Annotated in this window: 20 protein-coding genes; 12 read left to right on the top strand and 8 right to left on the bottom strand. The window is 69.2% G+C overall.

The window, feature by feature from the left end; genetic code table 11:
* Nucleotide 1: 1 nt before the first annotated feature.
* The 5 genes from DFR72_RS07245 (at nucleotide 2) to DFR72_RS07225 (ending at nucleotide 5,521) form a co-directional block, all read left to right on the top strand.
* Entirely contained in the window at nucleotides 2–2,221 is a 2,220-nt protein-coding gene (locus tag DFR72_RS07245; protein ID WP_090066566.1) for a helix-turn-helix transcriptional regulator, read from the top strand.
* Between the two features lie 91 nt (nucleotides 2,222–2,312).
* Nucleotides 2,313–3,107 (top strand): hypothetical protein, encoded by a 795-nt coding sequence (locus DFR72_RS07240; RefSeq protein WP_090066565.1) that lies wholly within the window; start codon nucleotides 2,313–2,315, stop codon nucleotides 3,105–3,107.
* A 78-nt stretch (nucleotides 3,108–3,185) separates the two neighbouring features.
* The gene (locus DFR72_RS07235) at nucleotides 3,186–4,097 is read left to right on the top strand and encodes an ABC transporter ATP-binding protein (protein WP_090066564.1); all 912 of its coding nucleotides are present in this window, start codon (nucleotides 3,186–3,188) and stop codon (nucleotides 4,095–4,097) included.
* Nucleotides 4,094–5,137: an ABC transporter permease gene (locus tag DFR72_RS07230; protein ID WP_090066563.1), complete on the top strand. Its 1,044-nt coding sequence runs from the start codon at nucleotides 4,094–4,096 to the stop codon at nucleotides 5,135–5,137. The genes DFR72_RS07235 and DFR72_RS07230 overlap by 4 nt, the downstream gene beginning before the upstream one ends.
* A 60-nt stretch (nucleotides 5,138–5,197) precedes the next feature.
* Nucleotides 5,198–5,521: a DUF3817 domain-containing protein gene (locus DFR72_RS07225; protein ID WP_090066562.1), complete on the top strand. Its 324-nt coding sequence runs from the start codon at nucleotides 5,198–5,200 to the stop codon at nucleotides 5,519–5,521.
* A gap of 261 nt (nucleotides 5,522–5,782) precedes the next feature.
* On the opposite strand, the gene DFR72_RS07220 is transcribed toward DFR72_RS07225, so the two are convergent.
* Genes DFR72_RS07220 through DFR72_RS07210 form a run of 3 tightly spaced genes read right to left on the bottom strand, consistent with a single transcriptional unit; the run spans nucleotide 5,783 to nucleotide 8,420 of the window.
* Entirely contained in the window at nucleotides 5,783–6,829 is a 1,047-nt protein-coding gene (locus DFR72_RS07220; protein WP_090066561.1) for a phosphotransferase family protein, read from the bottom strand.
* Nucleotides 6,826–7,881: a phosphotransferase gene (locus tag DFR72_RS07215; RefSeq protein ID WP_090066560.1), complete on the bottom strand. Its 1,056-nt coding sequence runs from the start codon at nucleotides 7,879–7,881 to the stop codon at nucleotides 6,826–6,828. The genes DFR72_RS07220 and DFR72_RS07215 overlap by 4 nt, the downstream gene beginning before the upstream one ends.
* A 41-nt stretch (nucleotides 7,882–7,922) precedes the next feature.
* Nucleotides 7,923–8,420 carry a MarR family winged helix-turn-helix transcriptional regulator gene (locus tag DFR72_RS07210; protein WP_090008643.1) on the bottom strand — a complete coding sequence of 166 codons (498 nt, stop codon included), beginning with the start codon at nucleotides 8,418–8,420 and terminating at the stop codon, nucleotides 7,923–7,925.
* Between the two features lie 51 nt (nucleotides 8,421–8,471).
* On the opposite strand from DFR72_RS07210, the gene DFR72_RS07205 reads away from it, so the two are divergent.
* The 3 genes from DFR72_RS07205 (at nucleotide 8,472) to DFR72_RS07195 (ending at nucleotide 10,729) form a co-directional block, all read left to right on the top strand.
* Nucleotides 8,472–8,777 (top strand): MTH1187 family thiamine-binding protein, encoded by a 306-nt coding sequence (locus DFR72_RS07205; protein WP_090066776.1) that lies wholly within the window; start codon nucleotides 8,472–8,474, stop codon nucleotides 8,775–8,777.
* 156 nt (nucleotides 8,778–8,933) lie between these two features.
* The gene (locus tag DFR72_RS07200; protein WP_090066775.1) at nucleotides 8,934–9,758 is read left to right on the top strand and encodes an SCO6745 family protein; all 825 of its coding nucleotides are present in this window, start codon (nucleotides 8,934–8,936) and stop codon (nucleotides 9,756–9,758) included.
* Entirely contained in the window at nucleotides 9,755–10,729 is a 975-nt protein-coding gene (locus tag DFR72_RS07195; protein ID WP_211335354.1) for a tetratricopeptide repeat protein, read from the top strand. The genes DFR72_RS07200 and DFR72_RS07195 overlap by 4 nt, the downstream gene beginning before the upstream one ends.
* Nucleotides 10,730–11,158: 429 nt before the next feature.
* Here the strand turns inward: DFR72_RS07195 and DFR72_RS07190 are convergent, their stop codons facing one another.
* Both DFR72_RS07190 and DFR72_RS07185 read right to left on the bottom strand, forming a co-directional pair.
* Nucleotides 11,159–11,953, bottom strand: coding sequence for a helix-turn-helix domain-containing GNAT family N-acetyltransferase (locus DFR72_RS07190; RefSeq protein ID WP_090066558.1), 795 nt, complete (start codon nucleotides 11,951–11,953; stop codon nucleotides 11,159–11,161).
* 32 nt (nucleotides 11,954–11,985) lie between these two features.
* A complete protein-coding gene (locus tag DFR72_RS07185) occupies nucleotides 11,986–13,428 on the bottom strand; it encodes a neutral zinc metallopeptidase (RefSeq protein ID WP_090066557.1) in 1,443 nt (480 codons plus the stop codon).
* A gap of 181 nt (nucleotides 13,429–13,609) precedes the next feature.
* Between DFR72_RS07185 and DFR72_RS07180 the strand changes: the two genes are divergently transcribed.
* From DFR72_RS07180 to DFR72_RS07170, 3 genes are read left to right on the top strand one after another with little or no spacing between them, the layout of a single operon-like run.
* A complete protein-coding gene (locus tag DFR72_RS07180; RefSeq protein ID WP_090066556.1) occupies nucleotides 13,610–14,200 on the top strand; it encodes a DUF6230 family protein in 591 nt (196 codons plus the stop codon).
* Nucleotides 14,191–14,610: a DUF6114 domain-containing protein gene (locus DFR72_RS07175; RefSeq protein ID WP_090066555.1), complete on the top strand. Its 420-nt coding sequence runs from the start codon at nucleotides 14,191–14,193 to the stop codon at nucleotides 14,608–14,610. Before DFR72_RS07180 ends, DFR72_RS07175 begins: the two co-directional genes overlap by 10 nt.
* Nucleotides 14,610–15,308, top strand: coding sequence for a hypothetical protein (locus DFR72_RS07170; RefSeq protein ID WP_090066554.1), 699 nt, complete (start codon nucleotides 14,610–14,612; stop codon nucleotides 15,306–15,308). The genes DFR72_RS07175 and DFR72_RS07170 overlap by 1 nt, the downstream gene beginning before the upstream one ends.
* Nucleotides 15,309–15,360: 52 nt before the next feature.
* Here the strand turns inward: DFR72_RS07170 and DFR72_RS07165 are convergent, their stop codons facing one another.
* Nucleotides 15,361–16,731 carry a neutral zinc metallopeptidase gene (locus DFR72_RS07165; RefSeq protein ID WP_090066553.1) on the bottom strand — a complete coding sequence of 457 codons (1,371 nt, stop codon included), beginning with the start codon at nucleotides 16,729–16,731 and terminating at the stop codon, nucleotides 15,361–15,363.
* A 133-nt stretch (nucleotides 16,732–16,864) separates the two neighbouring features.
* Between DFR72_RS07165 and DFR72_RS07160 the strand changes: the two genes are divergently transcribed.
* Complete coding sequence (locus DFR72_RS07160; RefSeq protein WP_090066552.1) at nucleotides 16,865–17,560, top strand: DUF7850 domain-containing protein; 696 nt, start codon at nucleotides 16,865–16,867, stop codon at nucleotides 17,558–17,560.
* Here the strand turns inward: DFR72_RS07160 and glgB are convergent.
* Together glgB and DFR72_RS07150 are read right to left on the bottom strand one after the other, a co-directional pair.
* Nucleotides 17,483–19,657 (bottom strand): 1,4-alpha-glucan branching protein GlgB, encoded by a 2,175-nt coding sequence (gene glgB, locus DFR72_RS07155; RefSeq protein WP_090066551.1) that lies wholly within the window; start codon nucleotides 19,655–19,657, stop codon nucleotides 17,483–17,485. The genes DFR72_RS07160 and glgB overlap by 78 nt on opposite strands.
* 3 nt (nucleotides 19,658–19,660) lie before the next feature.
* Nucleotides 19,661–20,971, bottom strand: a complete 1,311-nt coding sequence (locus tag DFR72_RS07150; RefSeq protein WP_090066550.1) for a maltokinase N-terminal cap-like domain-containing protein — start codon at nucleotides 20,969–20,971, stop codon at nucleotides 19,661–19,663.
* Between the last annotated feature and the right edge of the window lie 7 nt (nucleotides 20,972–20,978).

The following is a 20,978-nucleotide window of genomic DNA, read 5'->3' as shown; positions in this document are numbered from 1 at the left end:
GATGGGCGTCTGCGCGAGCTGTGGCACAGCGTTCGCGCCTCTGCCGTCGCGGGCGCGGTACTGCTCCAACGCGTGCCGTCAGCGCGCCTACCGTCAGCGTTCCGCGGGGACGTCCACAGTGGTCGCCGAGCTGCCCGGCCACGACGACGCGTTCGTCGGCAGGGAGCGCGAGCTGGCGGAGCTGCTTCCGTTGCTGCGCAAGCACAGGATGCTCACGCTCGTCGGCTCGGCCGGGATCGGGAAGACCCGGCTCGCGGTCGAGCTCGCCCGGCGGGCCAGACGTGTCGAGGTCCGCACGGTCGAGCTGGGCAGGCTGACCCGGCCCGAGCAGGTGGTGGAAGCGTTCGCGGAAGCCGTTGGCGTGTACCAGCGCGTGGGTGTCGCGTTGCGCACGACGTTGTTCCAGGAACTGGACAACCGGCGGATCCTGTTGCTCGTCGACAACTGCGAGCACCTCGTCGAGGAGTGTTGTGCCGTCGTGGACGCGCTGCTGGCGCGCTGTCCGCACGTGCAGGTCCTCGCGACCAGCCGGGAGGCGTTGAGATCCGTCGGTGAGATCGTCTACCCGTTGCACGGCATGGAGGCCGACGCGGCGAAGTTGTTCGTCGAACGCGCCGGGACCAGCGGCGATCCCGCCGTGATCGCGGCGATCTGCGCGCGGCTGGACGGCGTGCCGCTGGCCGTGGAACTGGCCGCGAAGCTCTCCACGTCCGTGCCGCTGCCCGAGCTCGCGGACCGCCTCGACCACCGGCTCGACCTGCTCGGCGGCCTGCGTGCGGCCATCGCGTGGAGCCACGACCTGCTGACCGCGGGTGAGCAGGAGCTGTTCCGGCGGCTCGCGCTGCTGCCCGGCGGGTTCGGGCTGGACATCGCCCAGGTCGTCCACGGCGGCGAGGTGATCGGCCTGCTCACGGCGTTGCAGGCGAAGTCGTTGGTGGTGCGGGAGTCCGACGGCCGGTTCCGGATGCTCGAATCCGTTCGCCTCTACGCCGGGGAACGGCTGGAGGAGCACGGAGAGCACCGGGTGACGGCGGAACGGATCATCGCGTGGCTGTGCGAGAAGGGCGAACCCGGTGTCTCGTCGTCGATCCTCACACCGGAGCAGGTGAGGACGCAGCACCGGGAGTACGACAACGTGGCGTACGCCTTCGCCCATCTGGTCGCGCCGCAGGACGACAGGCGGCTGATGCTCGCCACGATGCTGCTCAAGGTGTGCTTCGACCGCGGGTACTTCGCCCAGGCCGGCGCGGTGCTGATGCAGGTGCTGCACCAGTCGCCCGCCGACGCCCGTTACCGCATCCTCGCGCTGGAGTACGCGTCTCTGCTGGCGAGCCACGAGGAACGGCACGACGAGGCGGTGCGGTACGCCGCCGAGGCGATCGAGACGGCCGAGTCCGGTGGGCAGGACCTGATCATGTGCCGTCTGTTCCGGACGTTAGCGGGCGCTCACGACGGCAAGGGTGACGTGTCGAATGCCGCGGAGGCGTTGCGTCGATCGATCGAGTACGGCGTACGCAACGGCAACGACGTGAGTGTCGCTGTGTCAAGCCACAACCTCGGCTGGCGGCTGCTCGCCGACGGTGCCGTCGACGCGGCCGCCGAGCTGGTCGAGGCCGCGTTGCCCGTGCTCAGAGTCCATGCACGGCAGGACGTCGTGGCCATCGCGGTGCACACGGCGGGCTGCATCGCGTTGGAGCGCGGGGACTTGGTGACGGCGGGCGCCCGGTTCGCGGAGGGTGCGCGCATGACTGCGGACAGCCCGCGGGCCGCGCTGGAGTCGGTCGAGGGCCGCGGCCTGGTCGCGATGGCATCCGGACGGCACGAGCTCGGCGTGCGGCTTCTGGTCGCGTGTCAGCAGATGCGCACGACGTGGGTTGTTGCGCCGGAAGGGTGGTGGCGGCGGAAGACGGCCGCCGCACTGGACCTCGCGCGGGAATCCCTTTCTCCTGCGGCATTTCAGCGAGCGCTCGGCGCGGGCAGGGCGATGGACGCCCGGCACGCCCTGGAAACCGCGCTGGACAAGGAGATGGTGCGGCACCCGGTGCTCAGCGACCGGCAGCGGATGGTCGTCGAACTGGTGGCGCGGGGTTTGACGAACGCGCAGGTCGCGGCCAAGCTCGGCATTTCGCACCGCACCGTGGAATCCCATGTGCACAACGTGAAGACCACGCTCGATCTTTCGACTCGCGCGCAGCTCGCGGCCTGGGCCCGGTCGCACTGACGGGTCCAACTGAGACGTAACGCTGCGGTTCATCCGGATGACTTCCGGCCCCCTCCCGTTCATCGTGTGTACGACAACGGAGGGGGGCGACGTGGAACCGTTCCGCCTGCTGCACCCCGACCTCGTGCCGCAGCGGCGCGAGTCGCTGCAGCACGCCGCGTCCATGCTCGTCCAGATGGGGCTGGACGACACGGTGCTCTCGGCCTCGCCCGTGCACCAGCGTCTCGCGCGCGTGGTCCTCGCGAGCAGCGGCGTCATCGAGTGGACGCCCGGCTACTGGGTCCGGGACCCCGAACTCGACGAACGCTTCGGCGTCGTGCGGGTCGGCGGCGACCGCGGCGGCGTCTTCCTCTCCGGCGTCCTCATCGCCTACCTCGACGTGCTGGAGAACGCGGCCAGGATGGGCACCTCGGTCCCCGAGGACTCCTGGCGCACCCTGCTCTGGGCGCCGACCGCGCTCTTCGACCACGTGCTGCGCCGCCCCCAGGTCGGCATGACCGTCGTGACGCCCGGCTGCGGCACCGAGACCCTCCCGTTCGAACGCACCCAGGCCGGCCAGCGCCTCTACCTCGCGCTGATGCAGGCCGTCCGGTTCGCCGTCAGCGGCGTCGTGCGCGCGCAGGACGACGGCCCGCTGGTCGAGGACTGCGTGACGCTCGCGACCGCGTGCCTGCGTGCCGCGGCGGTGGCGCTCGCGTTCGCCGCCGACGTTCCCGGCCACGCGCCGCAGCCCGTCGTGGAGACCGCCGAGCACCGCTACCTGTGGCAGGTGATCGGCGAGGTCCGCGCGGCCGTTCCTCGTGCCCGCTTCGAGCAGTTCGCCGCGGCGCTACGAGGGTTGAACGAGGTCTACACCGCTTGCCCGTTGCTCGTTTCGGGCGGCTGACCTCGTTCGTCTCGACTTCGCGGCGACTTTCGTCGTTTCGTGACGTGGTGCCACAGGTGCTGACCTAGCGTCTCGCCCATGACGGAGGAACGGTCGGCGGTCGTGGTGCGGGACGTCCGCAAGAGCTACGGCGACCTGAAAGCGGTGGACGGGATCTCGTTCACCGTGGCGGAGGGCGAGTTCTTCGGCATCCTGGGGCCCAACGGCGCCGGGAAGACCACCACGCTGGAGATCGTCGAGGGCCTGCGCAAGCCCGACAGCGGCGAGGTGCGGCTGCTCGGTGAGAGCCCGTGGCCGCGCAACGTGAAGTTGTTGCCGCGCATCGGTGTCCAGCTGCAGGCGACGGCGTTCTTCGACAAGCTGACGGCGAAGGAACAGCTGCAGACGTTCGGCGCGCTCTACGGCGTGAGCGCCGGCACGGCCGCGGACATGCTGGAGCTGGTCGGCCTCGCGGACAAGGCGAACGAGCAGGAGAGCAAGCTCTCCGGTGGGCAGCGCCAGCGGCTCTCGATCGCGTGCGCGCTGGTGCACGACCCGGACATCGTGTTCCTCGACGAACCGACCGCCGCTCTGGACCCGCAGGCCCGCCGCAACCTCTGGGACGTGCTGCGCGCCATCAAGGGACGCGGCAAGACCATCGTCTACACCACGCACTACCTCGACGAGGCCGAGATCCTCTGCGACCGGGTGGCCATCATGGACACCGGCAGGATCCTCGCGCTCGACCGGCCGGCGGTGCTGGTGCGCGGCCTCGACGCACCGACCCACGTGACGCTGCAGAAGGGCGTTCTGTCCGTTGTGGACGCTTCGGCGCTCGACGGCGTCGACGAGGCCCACGAGGACGAGGTGTCGCTGACGCTCTCCACGCGCCGTCCCGCTCCCGTGCTGTCGGCGCTGGCCGAACGCGGCGCACTCGACGGCCTGCAGGTCCGCACGGCCACCCTCGAAGACGTCTTCCTCAACCTGACAGGCCGGGAGTACCGCGCATGACCGCGTTCAAGACGCTTTCGGTGGCGATGCTCAAGGGCTTCGTCCGGGACAAGGTGACGCTGTTCTTCACCTTCCTGTTCCCGCTGATGTTCCTCGTCATCTTCGGCCTGCTCCTGCGCGACGCCGGCGCGGACAAGACCAGGATCGCGCTCGTCGGCGACGGCCCGATCGTCAGCGCTCTGCGCGACAGCGGCGCGCTGGAGTTCGAGTCGTACAACGAAGTCGACGCCGCTGTGCAGAAGGTGAAGGACGGCGACCTCCCTGCCGCACTGATCATCCGCGGTCAGCAGGTCGACGTGCGGTTCGCACAGAGCGACCAGGTGCAGTCGGCGACCGTGCTCGGGATCATCAACGGGTTCGTGGACAGGGCGAACCTCGCCGCGACCGGTCAGCCGCCGACCTTCACGTTCGCCGCGGAGAAGGTCGAGGACGCCTCGCTCAAGCCGATCCAGTTCCTGACGCCGGGCATCCTGTCGTGGGGTGTGGCGGTGTCGGCGGTGTTCGGTTCGGCGCTGACTCTCGTGTCGTGGCGGCGCAAGCAGGTGCTGCGGCGCATCCGGCTCGCCCCGATCTCGACGGCCTCCGTGCTGTCGTCGCGGATCCTGGTCAGCACCGGCGTCGCGCTGGTGCAGGGCGCGACCTTCATCGGCATCGCCTCGCTGCCGGTGTTCGGGCTCCAGCTCTCCGGGCAGTGGTGGCTCGCGATTCCGTTGCTGCTGCTGGGAACCATCGCGTTCTTCGCGCTCGGCATGCTGGTCGGCGCGTTCGCCAAGACCGAGGAGGCGGCGTCGGCGGCCGCGAACATCGTGGTGCTGCCGATGGCGTTCCTGTCCGGCACGTTCTTCCCCGTCGACCAGGCGCCCGCGTGGCTGCAGACCGTCTCGAAGATCTTCCCGTTGCGCCACATGAACGACGGCATGCTCGACGTGCTGGTGCGGGGCAAGGGGATCGAGGCGCTGGTGGTGCCGGGGGCGATCCTGGTCGGGTTCTCGCTGGTGGTCGGGTTCGTCGCCTCTCGCGTCTTCAAATGGGAGGAATAGGACAGACCAGGACAGGCCCGGTGCTCGTGTGCTCCCCGTCACGGTTCATGATGGGGAGCCATGACGTTCTCCAGCGTGGTCGGACGGTTCCGCATCCTCGCCCTGGCCGAGGCCATCTCCTGGGCGGGCCTGCTGCTCGGGATGTTCTTCAAGTACGTCGTCGTGCAGAACGAGATCGGCGTCAAGGTCTTCGGCCCGATCCACGGCTTCGTCTTCGTCGCCTTCATCCTCGTCACGCTGATGACGAAGGAACCGCTGAAGTGGAACGCCCGTACGCTGGTCCTCGGCCTGCTGTCGAGCATCCCGCCGTTCGGCACGGTGATCTTCGAGCGCTGGGCCTCGAGGACCGGCCGCCTCAGCGAGCCGGCCGCAGAACAGCTCTGAGCTGTCCCTCGGGGTTCTCCGCGGTGGTAGATCCGCTCCGACTCCTCGACGTGGCGTCGAGCGGCCCGTTGCGGCTTGCTGGCGATCAGCCTCGGGACCAGGTCCGGGTCGACGGCCGCCACCATCTCGATCACCGCGCCCTCGTCGGCTAAGAACGGCGGGATCGCCTTCAGTCACACTCCAGAGTGGGGACGTCGAGCGCGTCCGTGCGGCCCGCGAACCCGCTGGGCGCGCTGACCAGGGCGACGATCGTCCGACCTGTCATCCGGTCACCAGGCGCAGGGCGGCCCGGAGCTGCTTCTCGGGGTCTCCGCGGTGGTAGATCCGCTCCGACTCCTCGATGTTGTCCAGGAACTGCTGGTACTGCACCGCGAGCAACAGGTGCGCGGCACGGCGGGCGGTGTCGAGGGCTTCCAGCGGGCGGCTGTCCGGGCGGTGCCGCAGCCAGGCCTCGCTCCACACGCGGCGGATCACGTCGTGCAGTTCGGGGCGGCAGAACTCGATGAGCCTTCCCGCGTCCAGCGCGGGATGGCCCCACACCACGTCGGACCAGTCGATGATCACGCCGCTGCTGAACCAGTTGCCGGGGTGGAAGTCGCCGTGCACCACCGTGTCCGGCAGTCCGAACGACGGCATCGGCACGACGCAGGGCCGTGCTCGGGGCTCACCCGCCAGCGCGTGCTGCACCGCGACCCAGCGCGGCACGATCTCCTCGATGTGCTCGGGTTTCGTGTCCCAGCAGTCCTCGCCGGGCGCCTCGCCGAGCAGGACGCGCAACGGTGCGCTGGCGAGCACTTCAGGCACCAGGCCGGGGTCGTGGGCGGCGACCATCTCGATCACCTCGCCCTCGTTCGCGAAGAACGGGGGGACGGCCTTCAGCCACGCGGAGCCGTGCGCGGTGGGCAGGCGGTGGACGCTCGACAGGTTCCACGACTTCACCTGGACGGGCGGGCCGGTGCGTTCGACGTGCTCGTCGGCCCAGGCGACCAGGTCGGACGGACCGCCCGGCCGTGCCCACGGCAGCCTGTGGGGAGCGTTCGCGGCGGGTTCCTCCGCTGGGTGGAGGTGCGTTCGGTCGGGCTCGCCGTGCGCCTCGACGTGGTAGGTGACCACGCCGCCGCCCGGTGAGGCGCCGCCCTCCACCGAGACCAGCCTGAGCACGCTCGTCCGGACGCCCAGCAGCTGTTCCAGCACCTCGTTGACGGGTTCGACGTCCGCCCACCAGCGCGACGCGACCTCGATCGCGTCCGTCCGGCCCGCGAACCCGTCCGGGGCGCTGACCAGGGCGATGATCGACCGTTCGCTCACGGCGTCACCAGGCGCAGGGCCTCGCGGAGCTCGGTCTGCGGGTCGCCCTCGTGGTAGATCCGTTCGGAGGCCTCGATGTTGTCGAGGAACTGCTGGCACTTCACCGCGTTGTGCAGCCGAGATGCGCGAGGTGCCACCTTCAGGGCTTCCAGTGGCCGGCTGTCGGGGCGGTGCGAGAGCCACGCCTCGCTCCACACGCGGCGGATCAGGTCGTGCAGTTCGGGCTTGGCGTACTCCATGAGCCGGCACGCGTCGAGCGCCGGGTGGCCCCAGACCGCGTCGGACCAGTCGATGACGACTCCGCTGCTGCGCCAGTTGCCGGGGTGGAAGTCGCCGTGCGTGAGCGTGTCGGGCAGGCCGAAGTCCGGCATCGGCACGGCGGACGGCCGCAGCTGCGCCTTACCCGCCAGTGCGTGCTGGACGGCGACCCAGCGCGGTACGACGTCCTCGATCTGCTCAGGGGTCACCCTCCAGCAGTTGGCGCCCTCGGCCTGGCTGAGCAGCACGCGGTTCGGTGCGCTGGCCAGCACCTCGGGCACCAGTGTGGGGTCGTGGGCGGCGACCATCTTGATCACCGTGCCCTCGTCGGCGAAGAACGGCGGCACGGCCTTGAGCCAGACCGGCCCCCGCGTGGTGGGAAGCCGGTGCACGCTGGAGAGGTTCCACGTCCGCCCCTGGACCGCCGGACCGGTGCGGGTGATCATCGAGTCCGCCCACGCGACGAGTTCGGACGGTCCGCCGAGCCGTGCCCACGGCAGCCTGTGCTCGGCGTCCGGTTCAGGCGCGTCGGCGGGTTCGAGGTGGGTTCGATCGGGTTCGCCGTGCGCCTCGACGTGGTACGTGACGACCCCGCCGAACGGCACCTCGCCGCCCTCGACCGAGATCAGGCGCAGCACGCTGGTCTCCACGCCGAGCAGGTCGCGCAGGGCCGTGTTGACCGGCTCGACGTGGTTCCAGTTCGGTGTCTCGACCGGGATCGTCGGCGTTCTCCCGGTGAACCCGCTGGGGGTGCTGACGAGCGCGACGATGGAGCGGTCCGGTCGATCCCACATGGGTCCATCAGGCCACAGGCCGGCCAGACCGCCCAACCGAATTAATCCTCGAAGTCGCCGCTGGCCCGGCGGACCTTCGCGAGCAGGTCCGTGAGCTGCTCGGTCTGGCGGTCGGTGAGGCCCTTGAGGCCCAGGTTGACGTCGACGACGGCCGCGGTCGCGCTCTCACGGCGCTGCAGGCCGGCGTCGGTGATCTCGACCAGCGTGGTGCGGCGGTCGGTCGGGTGCGGCGTGCGGCGGACGAGGCCGTCGCTCTCCAGCCGGTCGACGATGTTGGTGACGCTCGTCGGGTGCAGCTGCAGGCGCTCGCCCATGACCCGCATCGGCAGCGCGCCCTTGCGGGAGAAGTAGAGCAGCACCAACGCCTCGTAGCGCGCGAACGTGAGCCCGTGCGGCTTGAGGGCTGCGTCCACCGCGGACTGGATGATTTGCTGGACACGCATGACGCTTGTGACGGCGGCCATCGCCGTGGCGGAACCCACCCGGTCGTCCCACAGTTCGGCCGCGCGGGCGATCGGATCGAACGGCAGCGGTGTCATGGGCACGGAAGCTACCAGTCAGTACCACTCGTGGATCAGCAGGAGGCACGTGTGCTTGTCGCGTTCAGCGTTGCTCCGTCCGGTTCGGACGAATCAGGAAGCGTCGCGAAAGCGGTCGCTGAGGCGGTCCGGATCGTGCGGGAGTCCGGCCTGCCCAACGAGACGAATGCGATGTTCACCTTGGTCGAGGGGGAGTGGGACGAGGTGATGGACGTGGTCAAGCGCGCGACGGAAGCCGTGCAGGCCAGTGCCTCACGCGTGTCGCTCGTGCTCAAGGCGGACATCCGGCCCGGCTACTCCGGTCAACTGAGGGCCAAGGTCGAACGCGTCGAGGAGCACCTCTCCGGCACCCCGTGAGCCGGCGCGCGGGGCACCGTTCGTGGTTCGCGGTCGGCGGGCCGGGAGGCGTGTGTGACCGGGAGGCTTCGGGCGTCTCCTCGGATGGCCGAACGCTCTACGCCGTGACGGTGAGTGCACCCGTGCGCCGCCGTTCACTGGGTTAGCGTGTCGGTCGTGGACGCGAGGCAGCTGTGGTTGAGGTTCGAGCCCTACCACGACGTCACGTACTTCACGCCCGAATCCCGCGCGGCGACGGACGCGCTGGGCTGCAAGGGCGGCTGGATGGGCTACTTCGGCATGCGCGCCGCACCGCTGGGCGCCGCGTCGCCGGAACTGGTGACGGCGGTCTTCTACAACTTCGCACCGCGCATGGTCTCCCGCGCGCTGCCGGACGCGTGGGCTGTCGCCTCACCCTCCACGTACCTGCGGGTGCGCCTGGAAGGTGCGGACGGGGCGTTGCGGCGCCTGCTGGGCTCGGTCGACACGGCCGAGATCGCCGAGGCGGCGTCGCTGGCCAGGAGGGCGGCTCTGGCCGCTCCCATCGCCGGGCGTCCGCTGGCCGCCGCGAACCGTTCGCTGCCGTGGCCCATCGAGCCTCATCTCGCCCTGTGGCACGCCTGCACGATCTTGCGCGAGGCACGCGGGGACGGCCACATCGCAGCCCTCGTCGCCGCGGGCATAGGCCCGTGCCAAGCGCTTGCGCTCTACGCGCGTGAGCATTCCCTCGATGCGGCATACATGCGCACCGCGCGTGGTTGGACTGTCGAAGAATGGGAAGCAGTTTCTGATCTGCCCGGCGATCTTGCCGCAGTCGAGCGGGCGACCGACATGGCCGCTCTCGCACCGTGGGAAGCGCTGGGTGCAGTTGGTACAAAGCGGTTCATCGACCTGATGACACCGCTCGCTCTACGGATCGCCTCAGCGAACGAGGCGATGCGCGTCAACCCGATGGCCCTGGACCCGGTCCGGGAACTAGCCGTGCCAGGATGGAACACGTGACAAGGCCTGATCCTCGCAAGACCGCCGCACTGTCCGCCGCACTCTCCGGCGCCGTCGACCTGGGCGCCCTGAGGGCCCGAGCCGACGCTGCCCGCACCGCCGCTGCCACGCCGGCCCCCGCCGGTGGTGCCCCCGCACCCGACAACGGTTCCGCGCCGTGGATCGTGGACGTCACCGAGGCCTCCTTCCAGGCCGTGGTCGAGCAGTCCCTGCAGGTGCCCGTCGTGGTGCTGCTGGGTGCCTCCTACAGCCCCGAGTCGCAGCAGCTCGCTGCTTCGCTGACCCGCTTCGCCACGGCTTCCGGCGGGGCCTGGATCCTCGCCAGGGTCGACCTGGAGGCCTCGCCCCGGATCGGGCAGGCGTTCGGGGTGCAGTCCGTGCCGACGACGATCGCCGTTGCTGCCGGTCAGCCCATCGATGCTTTTGCCGGGCCCATCGCGGACGCCGAGTTGTCGCAGTGGATCGCTCGGTTGCTGGACGCCTTGCGGGAGCGGTTGCCCGGGATTCGGGCCGGTGAGGCTCGGGCCGGGTCTGTTCCTGTGGTTGAGGAAGAGGTTGTCGAGGATCCTCGGATCGTTGCTGCCGAGGAAGCCTTTGAGCGGGGCGATTATGTTGCTGCTCAGGGGTTCTACTCGGAGATCCTCGCCTCTGAGCCTGGGAACGAGTTGGCCAAGGAAGGTCTTGCGCAGGCTCGGTTCGCTGAGCGGGCCGAGGCTGTTGATCCTGCTGTGATCGCCAAGGCTGATTCGGCGCCTGAGGACATCGACGCCCAGCTTGCTGCTGCTGATGCTCAGGTTGCCGGGCAGATGGTTGATGAGGCGTTTTCTCGGTTGGTTGAGACTGTTCGGCGAGTTTTTGGGGAGGATCGGGATCGGGTTCGGCAGCACTTGGTTGGGCTGTTCGAGTTGTTCCCGGCTGATGATCCTCGGGTTGCTGCGGCTCGGCGGAAGCTGGCTTCTGCTTTGTACTGAGGTCGCTACCGGGTGGGTGGTCACCTTGCGGGCGGCGGGCTTGCGGTTGCGTGCGTTTTCCTGGGGGCTCTGCCCCCAGACCCCCGGCAATCTGATCGGGAGGTGGCGCCGTGGGTGGGTTGATGGCACGCCTGTTGCGTTGGGCGGCCGCCGGTTGCGTTGAGGGTGCGTTGTGGCGGTGGGGTCCCGTCACGAGCCACGCCAAGAGCGGGCCACATGCAGGTAGGGGTGTCAAGCGGACGAAAAGCGTGTCCGCTTGACACCCCTACCTGCATGCAGCAAGAGCTGTGGCGCGACTCGTGACGGGACCCCACCGCCCTTGCCTTGCGGTAAGGACGGCTCGCCTGCGGCATCGCGTGCGGGAGACGGCTCGCCTTCGGCTTCGCGGGCGAGGGACGGCTCGCCTTCGGCTTCGCGGGTGGGTGGCTACTAAGGGCGTCTGCGTTCCAAAAGGACTGTGTCTCGCCATTCGCCGTGGTGCTTGGCGATTCGTTCGCGTAGGCCCACTGTGCGGAAGCCCGCTTTGTGGTGCAGGGCGATGCTGGCTCGGTTCTCCGGGAAGATGACTGCTTGCAGGGTCCACATGTCGTCGGCGTCTGCGGCTGTGACCTGGTGGTGCAGCAGGGTTTTGCCCACGCCCCTGCCCTGGGAGGCGTCGGCCACGTAGATCGAGGTCTCCACCACTCCGGCGTAGCACTCGCGGGGTGAGACTGGGGTGGCTGCTGCCCAGCCTGCGGTTTTGCCGTCCACCACGGCTATCCAGCGGTGGTCTGGCAGCCACTTGGATTCCAGGGTTCTGCGGGATGGGACTTCGGTTTCGAACGTGGCGTTGCCCGAGGCTATGCCTTCGCCGTAGATGCGGCGGACGTCTGGCCAGTCTGCTGCCGTCATGGTGCGGATCGTGACGCCTGGTACTGGGTTCACGGTGCCTGTGGAGAGGGCGCCCATCACCGCGTCTGCTGCGTGGGGGAGGCCCGTGCAGCAGGCCGGGTTGACCGTGACGAGGGTGGTCGTGCCCTCGCGCTGGATGTGGAGGAAGCCGACCTCCGCCAGTTTGCGGACGTGGTGGGAGCAGGTGGACTGGCTCACGCCCAGCAGGGTGGTCAGTTCGCCCACGGTGACCGGGGTCGGGGACGAGGCCACGTGGTGGAGCAGGCGGACTCTCGTGGGGTCGGAGAGCGTCGCGAACCAGGAGGCGTAGGTCGTGGCTTCGTCGGTCAGCACGGGACAAGTATCGACATTGGTCGATTAAAGGGTCAAACCGAGTACTTCTTCACGCAGAACGAGAGGCCTCGGAAGAAGCCGTCGCCGAACGCTTCCACGCGGGCGAAGCCCGAGGGGACTGCTTTGCCGTTGACGTCTGCCGCGATGAGGCTGTCGTCTGCCAGGAGTTCTGCCACTGCCTCGTCCAGGTCGCCTGGGGAGAGGCGCAGGCCCGCTGCCGCGTTGGGGCGGTTGGTGAGGCCCGCCCAGGCTCCTGTCAGGCAGGCGGTGCGCTGGCCTGCCGCGTCGTCGTCGAGTTTGAAGCCCGTCGCGTGCTGGATGGAGAGGGAGAAGCGGGAGGCGATGACCGCGAACGCGGCGAAGTCGCCGATGCCGCCCTTCGAACCCTTCTTCGGGGGCGTGCCGATCTTGACCAGTTGCGGGAGGTCCAGCTGCAGCTGGTTGACCGCCGGGCAGTAGGAGGCAGGGGACGTGGTCTGGGCGTTGGCGCAGGACTTGATGCCCGCCTTGTCGAAGGCGGGGAAGGCCGCGCCGCTCGACTTGTAGGCGTCGCGGAGTGACTCCTCCAGGGCCCTGAGGTACTTGTCCTCGTTCACCTGGGCGTTGCCGCGGCCCTGGCCCTGGTCGGTGTCGGAGAGGTCGAACGGGCGCTCGGTGATGCGCTTGCCGATCTCGGCCTCGTTGATCTCCGCGCAGCGGGCGGCGCCTCGGGTGAAGCCGAACTGGAAGGCGGAGACGCGGTCGAACGCGCTGCCGTGGGCTCCCTGCTTCTCGAAGGACGTGCCGGCGCTGTCGCGGATGAAGAACATCGTCTGCAGGACCTGGTTGAGGCCCTCGCCGGTGGAGAGTTCGAAGTGCTTCGACTTGTTCTCGGCGATCCAGCGCATGAAGACGCCCGTGTAGCAGTCGGCCTGCTGCTCCTTGACGATCGACGGGGTGTTGGCGCCGATGTTGGAGGCCGGGCCGAGCTTGTACTGCACGGCGTGGCCCATCTCGTGGGCCAGGACCGTGACGACGGCCATCGGGCCGAAGGAGTCCTTGAGCATCGGCAGGAGCTCGCCGCGGTCCCAGGTGATGCTGTCGTCGAGGGCGCAGTAGAACGCGTTCGCGATGCCGGTGGTGTCGAGCTTGCAGACCTCGACGCCCTTGCCGTTGGAGTCGTAGGAGATGAAGCGCTTCACCGGCTCGAACGCCTTGCCCGCGAACGAGGCGGGGAACTCCGCCTTCCAGAACTCCTGCACGTCGGCGAGGGTGTTGATGGCCAGGCGGTCCATGTCGCCGCCGTCGCCGTTCTCCACGCTCAGGTCCGCGTCCGGCACACCCTTCTTCGGGCCGGACGGGCCGTTGGAGATCTCCAGGCCCGCGACCTTCGTGGGGTCGGGGCGCTCGCCCTTCGGTTCGCCGTCGACCACGGAAGCGCAGGCGGTCAAGGCGGCGGTCACGGCCAGCGCGACGGCGATTCGTCCGAATCCCATGAGGTCAGACACTACTAAGCGCGTTCTGAGGCCATTCGGCACGTACCTTCGGCCAAACGTGAAAACTCCTCACCCCTCGGGGTGATTTCAAGACTGCGCGGACTCGTTTTCGTTGTACGGCTGACGTTTGGGGGCGCACAGTCCCTTCCGCAAGCCTTCAGCGTGGAAGGAGTTTCGGGGTATGGGTAGAACGCGCTGGGCACGGTTCGCCGGGGTGCTGGGTATCGGTGCCGTGGGTGCCGGTGCCCTCCTGTTCGGCATGTCCCAGGGAGCGCTGGCCGCCTCGTTCGCGGTGTCCGGCACCAATTTCAAGGTCTCCGCCGACAACTTGACGGGCCAGGGATTCGTCCAGTTCGGCGGTGTCGACGCGGGTGCGGGCAAGACCCACGTGGTCGCGGTCAGCGGCTTCAAGACGGCGAGGCTGGACAAGTTCTGCCAGTCGGTGTTCGTCGCCAACATGCCGATCGTCGGGGACGTCACGATGCGCATCACCGCGGACGGCGTGGGCGGCATGTCGGCGGAGAACCTCGTCGTCAACCTCACCGACCTCAACGGCGACCTCGTCCTCGGCAACCCCGAGATCGGCATCGACGCCAACAAGGTGACCAAGGGACCGCAGAACCTCCGCGGCTTGCCGGGCTCGTTCGGCCTGCAGGCCGACTCGGCCAACATCACGTCGTTGCAGCAGACCGCCTGGGCCACCACCGCCCAGACCATCAGGTTCAAGGGCATGAACCTGACCATCCGCCAGGGGAAGCAAGAGTGCTTCTGACGACCTGGCGCCGGTTCACGGCGTGGCGACGCGGCCGGCCCTTCTGGGCCGGTCTCTTCGTGGCCGTGGGCGCGCTCCTCATCCTGTTCCCGCCGTTCGCCGGGCTGAAGTTCGGCGACCTGATGATCTCGATGCAGACGCTCGGTGGCGTGTCCGCGCTGCTGATCGGGACGTTGCTGGGGATGTGCGCGGTCGCGCTGTGGGCGCAGCCGAGGTTCCGGCTGGCGTCGGGCATCGTCACGGTGCTGCTGTCGCTGGTCGCCGTCGTCGTGACCAACTTCGGCGGCTTCATCATCGGCACCCTCTCGAGCCTGCTCGGCGGTGCGCTCGCCCTGGCGTGGACGGACGAGCCGAAGAAACCGAAGAAGGCGAAGGAACCGGAGACGACCCAGGGGGTTCAGCCCACATGATGCGGGCGCAGTCGCTCGCCGCCGTCACGATGGTCGCGGTGCTGGCGCTGCAACCGCCATCGAGCACCGAGCCACCACCGTCGTCGGACCCCGGCAGCAGTTCCCCGGCCCCGACCAGCACCACGACGTCGGAACCACCGCCCGTGTCGAGCACCAGCACCACCCCGCCGCCGGTGTCGTCCACCGCGCCGACGCCGCCGCCCAGTGCGGACCCGCCGCCGCCCCCGCCACCGGCCCCTGCACCGGTGGCGGCGGGAGGGCGGGAGTGGACGTTGACGGCGTCCAGGCTCGACCTGGGTGGCCTCAACTTCGTCGGGATCGTCGACACGCTGCTGAACGGGCAGGTCGTCAAGGTCCTGAAGTTCACCGCGTCGGACATGAAGATCAAGGACCTGGTGCAGACCGCCGAGGTCTCACCGGGCGTCAAGCTGATCACGGCCGCACGGCCCGGCAGCACGTCCACGGTCTCGCCAGGCCGGATCGAGCTGTTCACCGTGCAGCTCAAGGGCAACCTGGACATCCTCGGGATCAAGATCCCGGTGGACTACACCGCGGCACACCCACCGCCGCTGAACGTGCCGTTCGTGACCTTCACCGAGGTCACGGTGCGCAACACGGACCTGATCGGCGGAACGCTGAAGATCCCGGGCGCGCGGATCTCCGTGGTGTCCGACCAGGCTCCGGTCGCCCGACGCTGAAGCCCGCACCAGGCCCTCGAGCCGGTGCGGGCTTCCGCTTCTTCTCAGGTCCTCAGACGCCGCACTTCTTCGCGCCCTCGAACACGCCCTCGCGGAACTTCTTCACCCGCTCGAACCCGGGATCCACGGGGTTCGAGCCCTTGGTGTCGCGGGCCGCGTAGTCGAACTGCAGCAGCACCGTCACGGCCTCGTCGAAGTCGCCCGGCGAGAGGCCGAACCCGTCCTGCCGCTGGAACACCGCACCCGTGTACGCGCCGGCCAGGCACAACGCCGCCGCGGAGGCGCCCTCACCTTCGGTCGGCTTGCCGAGCACGGCCAGCTCGGCCATCGCGTACCTGGTCGCGATCAGCGTGCCCGTCGCGTAGTCGCCGAACTCCTTGTGCAGGGCCGGTAGCTCGTCCTTGGTGTCGATCTTGATGGTCTTGTCCGCCGGGCAGTACGCGACGGGGCCCTGGTCACCGGAGCAGTCCGGCTCGGTCTGGGAGGCCTCCGCGCGCGGCGAGGGCCAGGTCTTGCCCGCGGTCGTGGCGAGGTTCTTGAAGAAACCGTCGAGGTCGGGCGTGACGGCTTCGAGCATGTCGTCGAACGGCAGGTTGCCGCCGTTCGCGCGGTCCTTGACGCTGGTGAACGCGCGCTGCGTGAACTGGCGGTTCTGGACCGTCATCGCGCCGCAGAACTTCGTGCCCTGCTCGTAGCCGTCCTGGAAGGCCGCCACGCGGTCGAACGCGCTGCCGTGCGCCTGCTCGTCCTCCGGGGAGGTGCCGACCGGGTCGCGGAACGTGATCAGGGCGCCCAGCGCCTTGTCCAGGGCGTCGGCGTTGATGTCGAGGCGCTGCGACTTGCCGTCCGCCACGTTGCGCACGAACGCGCCCGCGAAGCAGTCGGCCTGGGCCTCGGTGAGGATCGTCGGGTACTTCTCCGGCTCGCGGCGCTCGGCCTCGGGCGTGATGCCCATGCGGTTCTGCACGGCGTGGCCGATCTCGTGCGCGAGGACGACGACCACGGCCGCCTCGCCGAAGCGGTCCTGCAGCACCGGCAGCAGGGACGCGCGGTCCCAGGCGATGGCGTCGGCGGCCGGGCAGTAGAACGCGTTGCCCTCCACGTCCGCGGCCTTCTGCGTGCACGGCGGCGGCTTCGCGGTGGCGTCGGCCGTGTCGACCGAGAAGTAACCGCCGCCCAGCGGCTTCCACGGCTTGTTGAAGGTCGTCTGGAACGACTCGGTCCAGAACTCCTCGATGTCCGTGAGCGCGGTGGCGGCCAGCTTGTCGATCGGGCCGTTGTCCGAGCCGCGCACCTGGACGGTGGTGGTGGACGCCTCCTTCTTCACCACCTTGGCGGCGCGGGGCGTCCCTGGGATCTGGGCTGTGCACCCTGCGGCAAGCAGGGCGGTGACGACGATCAGCGCGATGCTCCGGTGCCGCATGGAACCATTGTGCCTGCCGGCCGGCTCCCGGGGCGTCCTAGTCGTCCAAGTCAGGCGCATACAAGGGGCAACGTGCGGCGGACTGATCAGGTTCACCGGGCCGGAGTCGCCCGATCGACTTACATTTCCATTCGTGCGCGAAGTGTTGTGCGCCGTGTTGCTGCTCCTGGGCCCTCCGCCGGGGGCCGATCCGACCATGCCCGGTTGCACCGGCGGAATCGCGCCGGAGCCGCGCGCGGGCGTGCTCATCGGGTCCGGCACCGCCCAGTCGGTGCTGGCCGTGGTGCCGGGAGGTGTCTACGACCTGTCGGTCTGGGCAGGCAGCCGGGCGCCCGGACCCGCGACGGCGACCGGGCTGCGGTTCCACGACCGCGACGGCGTCCAGACCGGACGCACCTACGCGCTCCGGCCGGGCCGCGAGACGAAGCGCCAGAACAGTTACGGCATGGTCGCACCGCGTGACGCCGCCACCGTCCGGTTCTTCGCCACCACGAGCACCGAGGTCCACTGGGACTGCGTGTTCCTCAGGGTGTCCGCCTACGACGTCGCGCTCGAAGCCGGGCAGGACACCCTGAAGATCACCGTCACCAACACCGGCAGCGAACCGCTGACCGGTCTGAAGCTCGCCGTCACCGGCTGCGCGGACTTCCCGCCGTTCGACCTGGAGGACCAGGTCGTCCGCACCTGCGCGGGCACCGGTCCCGCGCAGGTGTCCGGTGCGCTCTACTGGAACGGAGCGCTGCCGGACGTCTCAGAGAGTCTCGATCTCGGTCACCGGATCGGGGACCAGCCACAGCACGCCGGACGGCGGCAGCTGCAGGATGGCTGAGTACGGCCGCCCGTGCCACGGCCTGGCCTCGGCCTCGACGCCACCGAGGTTGCCCACGCCCGAACCGCCGTAGTGCGCGGCGTCGGTGTTCACGAGCTCCTTCCAGCGCCCGGACGACGGCAGGCCGACGCGGTAGTCGTGGTGCGGCGACCCGGAGAAGTTCGCCACGCAGGCGAGCGTCGAGCCGTCCTCACCGATCCGCAGGAACGACAGGACGTTGCCGCCCGAGTCGTTCGCGTCGATCCACTGGAACCCCTCCGGCGTGACGTCGTTCGAGAACAACGCCGCGGCGGTCTTGTACACCGAGTTCAGGTCGCGCGTCAGCGACTGGATGCCCTGGTGCAGCGGCTCCTGCTCGACGAGGTGCCAGTCGAGCGACCGCGACTCCGACCACTCCTGCCGCTGCCCGAACTCGCCGCCCATGAACAGCAGCTGCTTGCCCGGATGTGCCCACATGAACGCCAGCAGCGACCGCACGCCGGCGGCCTTGTTCCAGTCGTCGCCCGGCATCCGGGTCCACAGCGAACCCTTGCCGTGCACCACCTCGTCGTGCGAGAGCGGCAGCACGAAGTTCTCGCTCCACGCGTACACCAGCGAGAACGTCATCTCGTTGTGGTGGAACGAGCGGTGCACCGGCTCACGCGACAGGTAGTGCAGCGTGTCGTGCATCCAGCCCATGTTCCACTTGAAGCCGAACCCGAGCCCGCCCAGGTGCGTCGGCCGCGTGACGCCCGGCCACGCCGTCGACTCCTCGGCGATCATGACCACGCCGGGGTGCCGCTTGTAGACGGTCGCGTTCAGCTCCTGCAGGAACCGCACCGCGTCGAGGTTCTCCCGGCCGCCGAACTCGTTGGGCAGCCACTGGTCCGCCGGCCGCGAGTAGTCGAGGTAGAGCATCGACGCGACGGCGTCCACGCGCAGGCCGTCGAGGTGGAACTCCTCGATCCAGTACAGCGCGTTCGCGACCAGGAAGTTCCGGATCTCGTTGCGTCCGAAGTCGAAGACGTACGTGCCCCAGTCGAGCTGCTCGCCACGACGTGGGTCGGCGTGCTCGTACAGCGGCGTGCCGTCGAACTTCGCGAGCGCCCAGGCGTCCTTCGGGAAGTGCGCGGGCACCCAGTCGACCAGCACGCCGATGCCGCGCTGGTGCAGCGTGTCGACGAAGAACCGGAAGTCGTCCGGCGAACCGAACCGCGAGGTCGGCGCGTAGTACGAGGTGACCTGGTAGCCCCACGAACCACCGAACGGGTGCTCGGCCACGGGCAGCATCTCGATGTGCGTGAAGCCCATGTCCTCGCAGTAGTCCGCGAGTTCGACGGCCAGCTCCCGGTAGTTGAGACCGGGCTTCCACGAGCCGAGGTGCACCTCGTAGGTCGACATCGGCGCGTTCGCCCAGTTCGTGGCCTCACGCCGGGCTTCCCACTCCGCATCTTGCCACTGGTACTCCGACCGCGTGACGACCGAGGCCGTCTGCGGCGGGACCTCCGTGGCGAACGCCATCGGGTCGGCCTTCTCGTGCCAGATGCCGTCCTGGCCGAGGATGCGGAACTTGTACCGAGAGCCCACCACGACGTTCGGCAGGAAGACTTCCCAGACACCGCTGGAACCCATGGAGCGCAACGGGTTCGCGCGCCCGTCCCAGCCGTCGAAGTCACCGGTCACGCGCACGCCGCGCGCGTTCGGCGCCCACACCGCGAACGAGACGCCGGTGACGTCACCGGAAGCCGTTTCGTAGGAACGGACATGAGCGCCGAGCACGTCCCAGAGCCGCTCGTGCCGGCCCTCACCGATGAGGTGCAGGTCCAGCTCGCCCACGGTCGGCAGCCAGCGGTACGGGTCGTCCACCTCGATGGCCGGGCCGCCGTCGTACTTGACCAGCAACCGGTAGTCGCCGGGCACCTCCGGCAGTTCGCCCTCGAACAGCGCGTCGGCGATGCGTGGCAGCTCGACCTGCTTGTCGCCCCAGGCCACCGCGACGGACGTCGCACCTGGGCGGAGAGCCCGCGCGATCACCTGGTCGCCGACGGTGTGCACACCCAGCACCGAGTGCGGGTCGTGGTGCGCACCTGACAGGAGTCGGTCCAGGTCGGCCTTCACGGCTCAGTTCCCTCCAGAAGTCATCCGGGCGATCGACGACAGCGGAACCGTCAACCACTCCGGCCTGTTGGCGTGCTCGTAAGCGACCTCGTAGACCGCCTTGTCCAGCTCGAAAGCGCGCAGCAGGTGCGCGTGGTCCCGCGGGTCGTCCGCCACCTCGGCGTAGCCGTCGCAGAACGCGGCCCGGTTGCGCTTCGTCCACTCCATCGCGCGGTAGGCGAGCTGGTCGTCGTCGGGCTGGCCGATGAGCAGCTGCCTGGCCGCGTAGTCGAACGACCTCAGCATCCCCGCCACGTCGCGCAACGGCGACCGCAGTGCGAGCCGGTCCTCGACCTTCGCCGCGGGCTCGCCCTCGAAGTCGATCAGCAGCCAGCCGTGCACGGTCCGCAGCACCTGGCCCAGGTGCAGGTCGCCGTGGATGTGCTGGATTCCGATCGCGCCGACGTGGTGGCGCGCCTCCTCGAACGCGGCGCGCAACGGCTCCTCGTGGCGGCCCAGTTCCGGCACCGCCTCCAGCACGACGCCCAGGCGCCGTTGCATGCCCTCGATGGCACGGTCGATCGCGTCCTCGTCCGCGATCTGCGTGCCCAGGGCCTCGGCGAGGTCGGCGTGGACCTTCGCGACGGCGTGGCCGAGGCGTTGCGCCTCGCCCGCGAAGTCGCCACCGACCTCGAACGCGTGCAGGTCGGCCTCGGCCATCAGGTCGCGCACCGAGGTCTTGGCCATGTCCCAGCCCTCGACCGCGTCCGGCAGGAACTCCTGCAGCATCGCGAGCGTGATCTGCTGGTCGTTCAGCGTGGTCGAGATGGAGCCCAGCGGCAGCGCGATGTGCTCGCAGCCGACCGACCGCAACGCGCGGTGCATCGTCAGGTCGCGGTTCTCGCCGTTCGCGAGCTTGCGGAAGATCTTCAGGATGTACTGCTGCCCGTAGATCAGCGACGTGTTGGACTGCTCGACGCCGATCGGCCGCCCGCGCAGGCCCGACCGCACCTCGGTGCCGGGCTCGTGCGCGAACGTGATGCCGTCGGTGGTGTGCCCGGACGCGATCCGGTCGAGCAGCACACCGTTGTGCTCGGGGTCGAGCAGCACGTCCCAGGCGCCGGTGCTCAGGCTCAGCGCGCCCTGGTAGTTCTCCGTTCGTCCGGGCTGCTCGACCTCGAAGACCACGTGCACCAGGTCGCCGTCGACGACCGTCGTCCGCAGTGGACGGACGGCCGTGATCGGCCTGTCCTTGCCGCCGAACCACCTGGCGGCCGGGAGCAGATCGGGTAGCGAGGCGGCCAGCTTCTCGACCAGTTCGTGGGGATCGGTCACGCGTGAT

The organism is Lentzea flaviverrucosa (genome assembly GCF_003350445.1).
GTDB classification, from domain to species: Bacteria; Actinomycetota; Actinomycetes; order Mycobacteriales; family Pseudonocardiaceae; genus Lentzea; species Lentzea californiensis.
The sequence above is the reverse complement of the archived record's forward strand: the minus strand, read 5'-3'. Positions and strand labels throughout refer to the sequence as shown.

What these genes read in the sequence shown, in the direction of transcription:
- DFR72_RS07170 (WP_090066554.1), top strand. Translation starts at nt 14,610, where the DNA reads ATGCGGGCGCAGTCGCTCGCCGCCGTCACGATGGTCGCGGTGCTGGCG.
- DFR72_RS07210 (WP_090008643.1), bottom strand. Translation starts at nt 8,420, where the DNA reads ATGACACCGCTGCCGTTCGATCCGATCGCCCGCGCGGCCGAACTGTGG.
- DFR72_RS07165 (WP_090066553.1), bottom strand. Translation starts at nt 16,731, where the DNA reads ATGCGGCACCGGAGCATCGCGCTGATCGTCGTCACCGCCCTGCTTGCC.
- DFR72_RS07185 (WP_090066557.1), bottom strand. Translation starts at nt 13,428, where the DNA reads ATGGGATTCGGACGAATCGCCGTCGCGCTGGCCGTGACCGCCGCCTTG.
- DFR72_RS07215 (WP_090066560.1), bottom strand. Translation starts at nt 7,881, where the DNA reads ATGTGGGATCGACCGGACCGCTCCATCGTCGCGCTCGTCAGCACCCCC.
- DFR72_RS07225 (WP_090066562.1), top strand. Translation starts at nt 5,198, where the DNA reads ATGACGTTCTCCAGCGTGGTCGGACGGTTCCGCATCCTCGCCCTGGCC.
- DFR72_RS07235 (WP_090066564.1), top strand. Translation starts at nt 3,186, where the DNA reads ATGACGGAGGAACGGTCGGCGGTCGTGGTGCGGGACGTCCGCAAGAGC.
- DFR72_RS07180 (WP_090066556.1), top strand. Translation starts at nt 13,610, where the DNA reads ATGGGTAGAACGCGCTGGGCACGGTTCGCCGGGGTGCTGGGTATCGGT.
- DFR72_RS07230 (WP_090066563.1), top strand. Translation starts at nt 4,094, where the DNA reads ATGACCGCGTTCAAGACGCTTTCGGTGGCGATGCTCAAGGGCTTCGTC.
- DFR72_RS07245 (WP_090066566.1), top strand. Translation starts at nt 2, where the DNA reads ATGGGCGTCTGCGCGAGCTGTGGCACAGCGTTCGCGCCTCTGCCGTCG.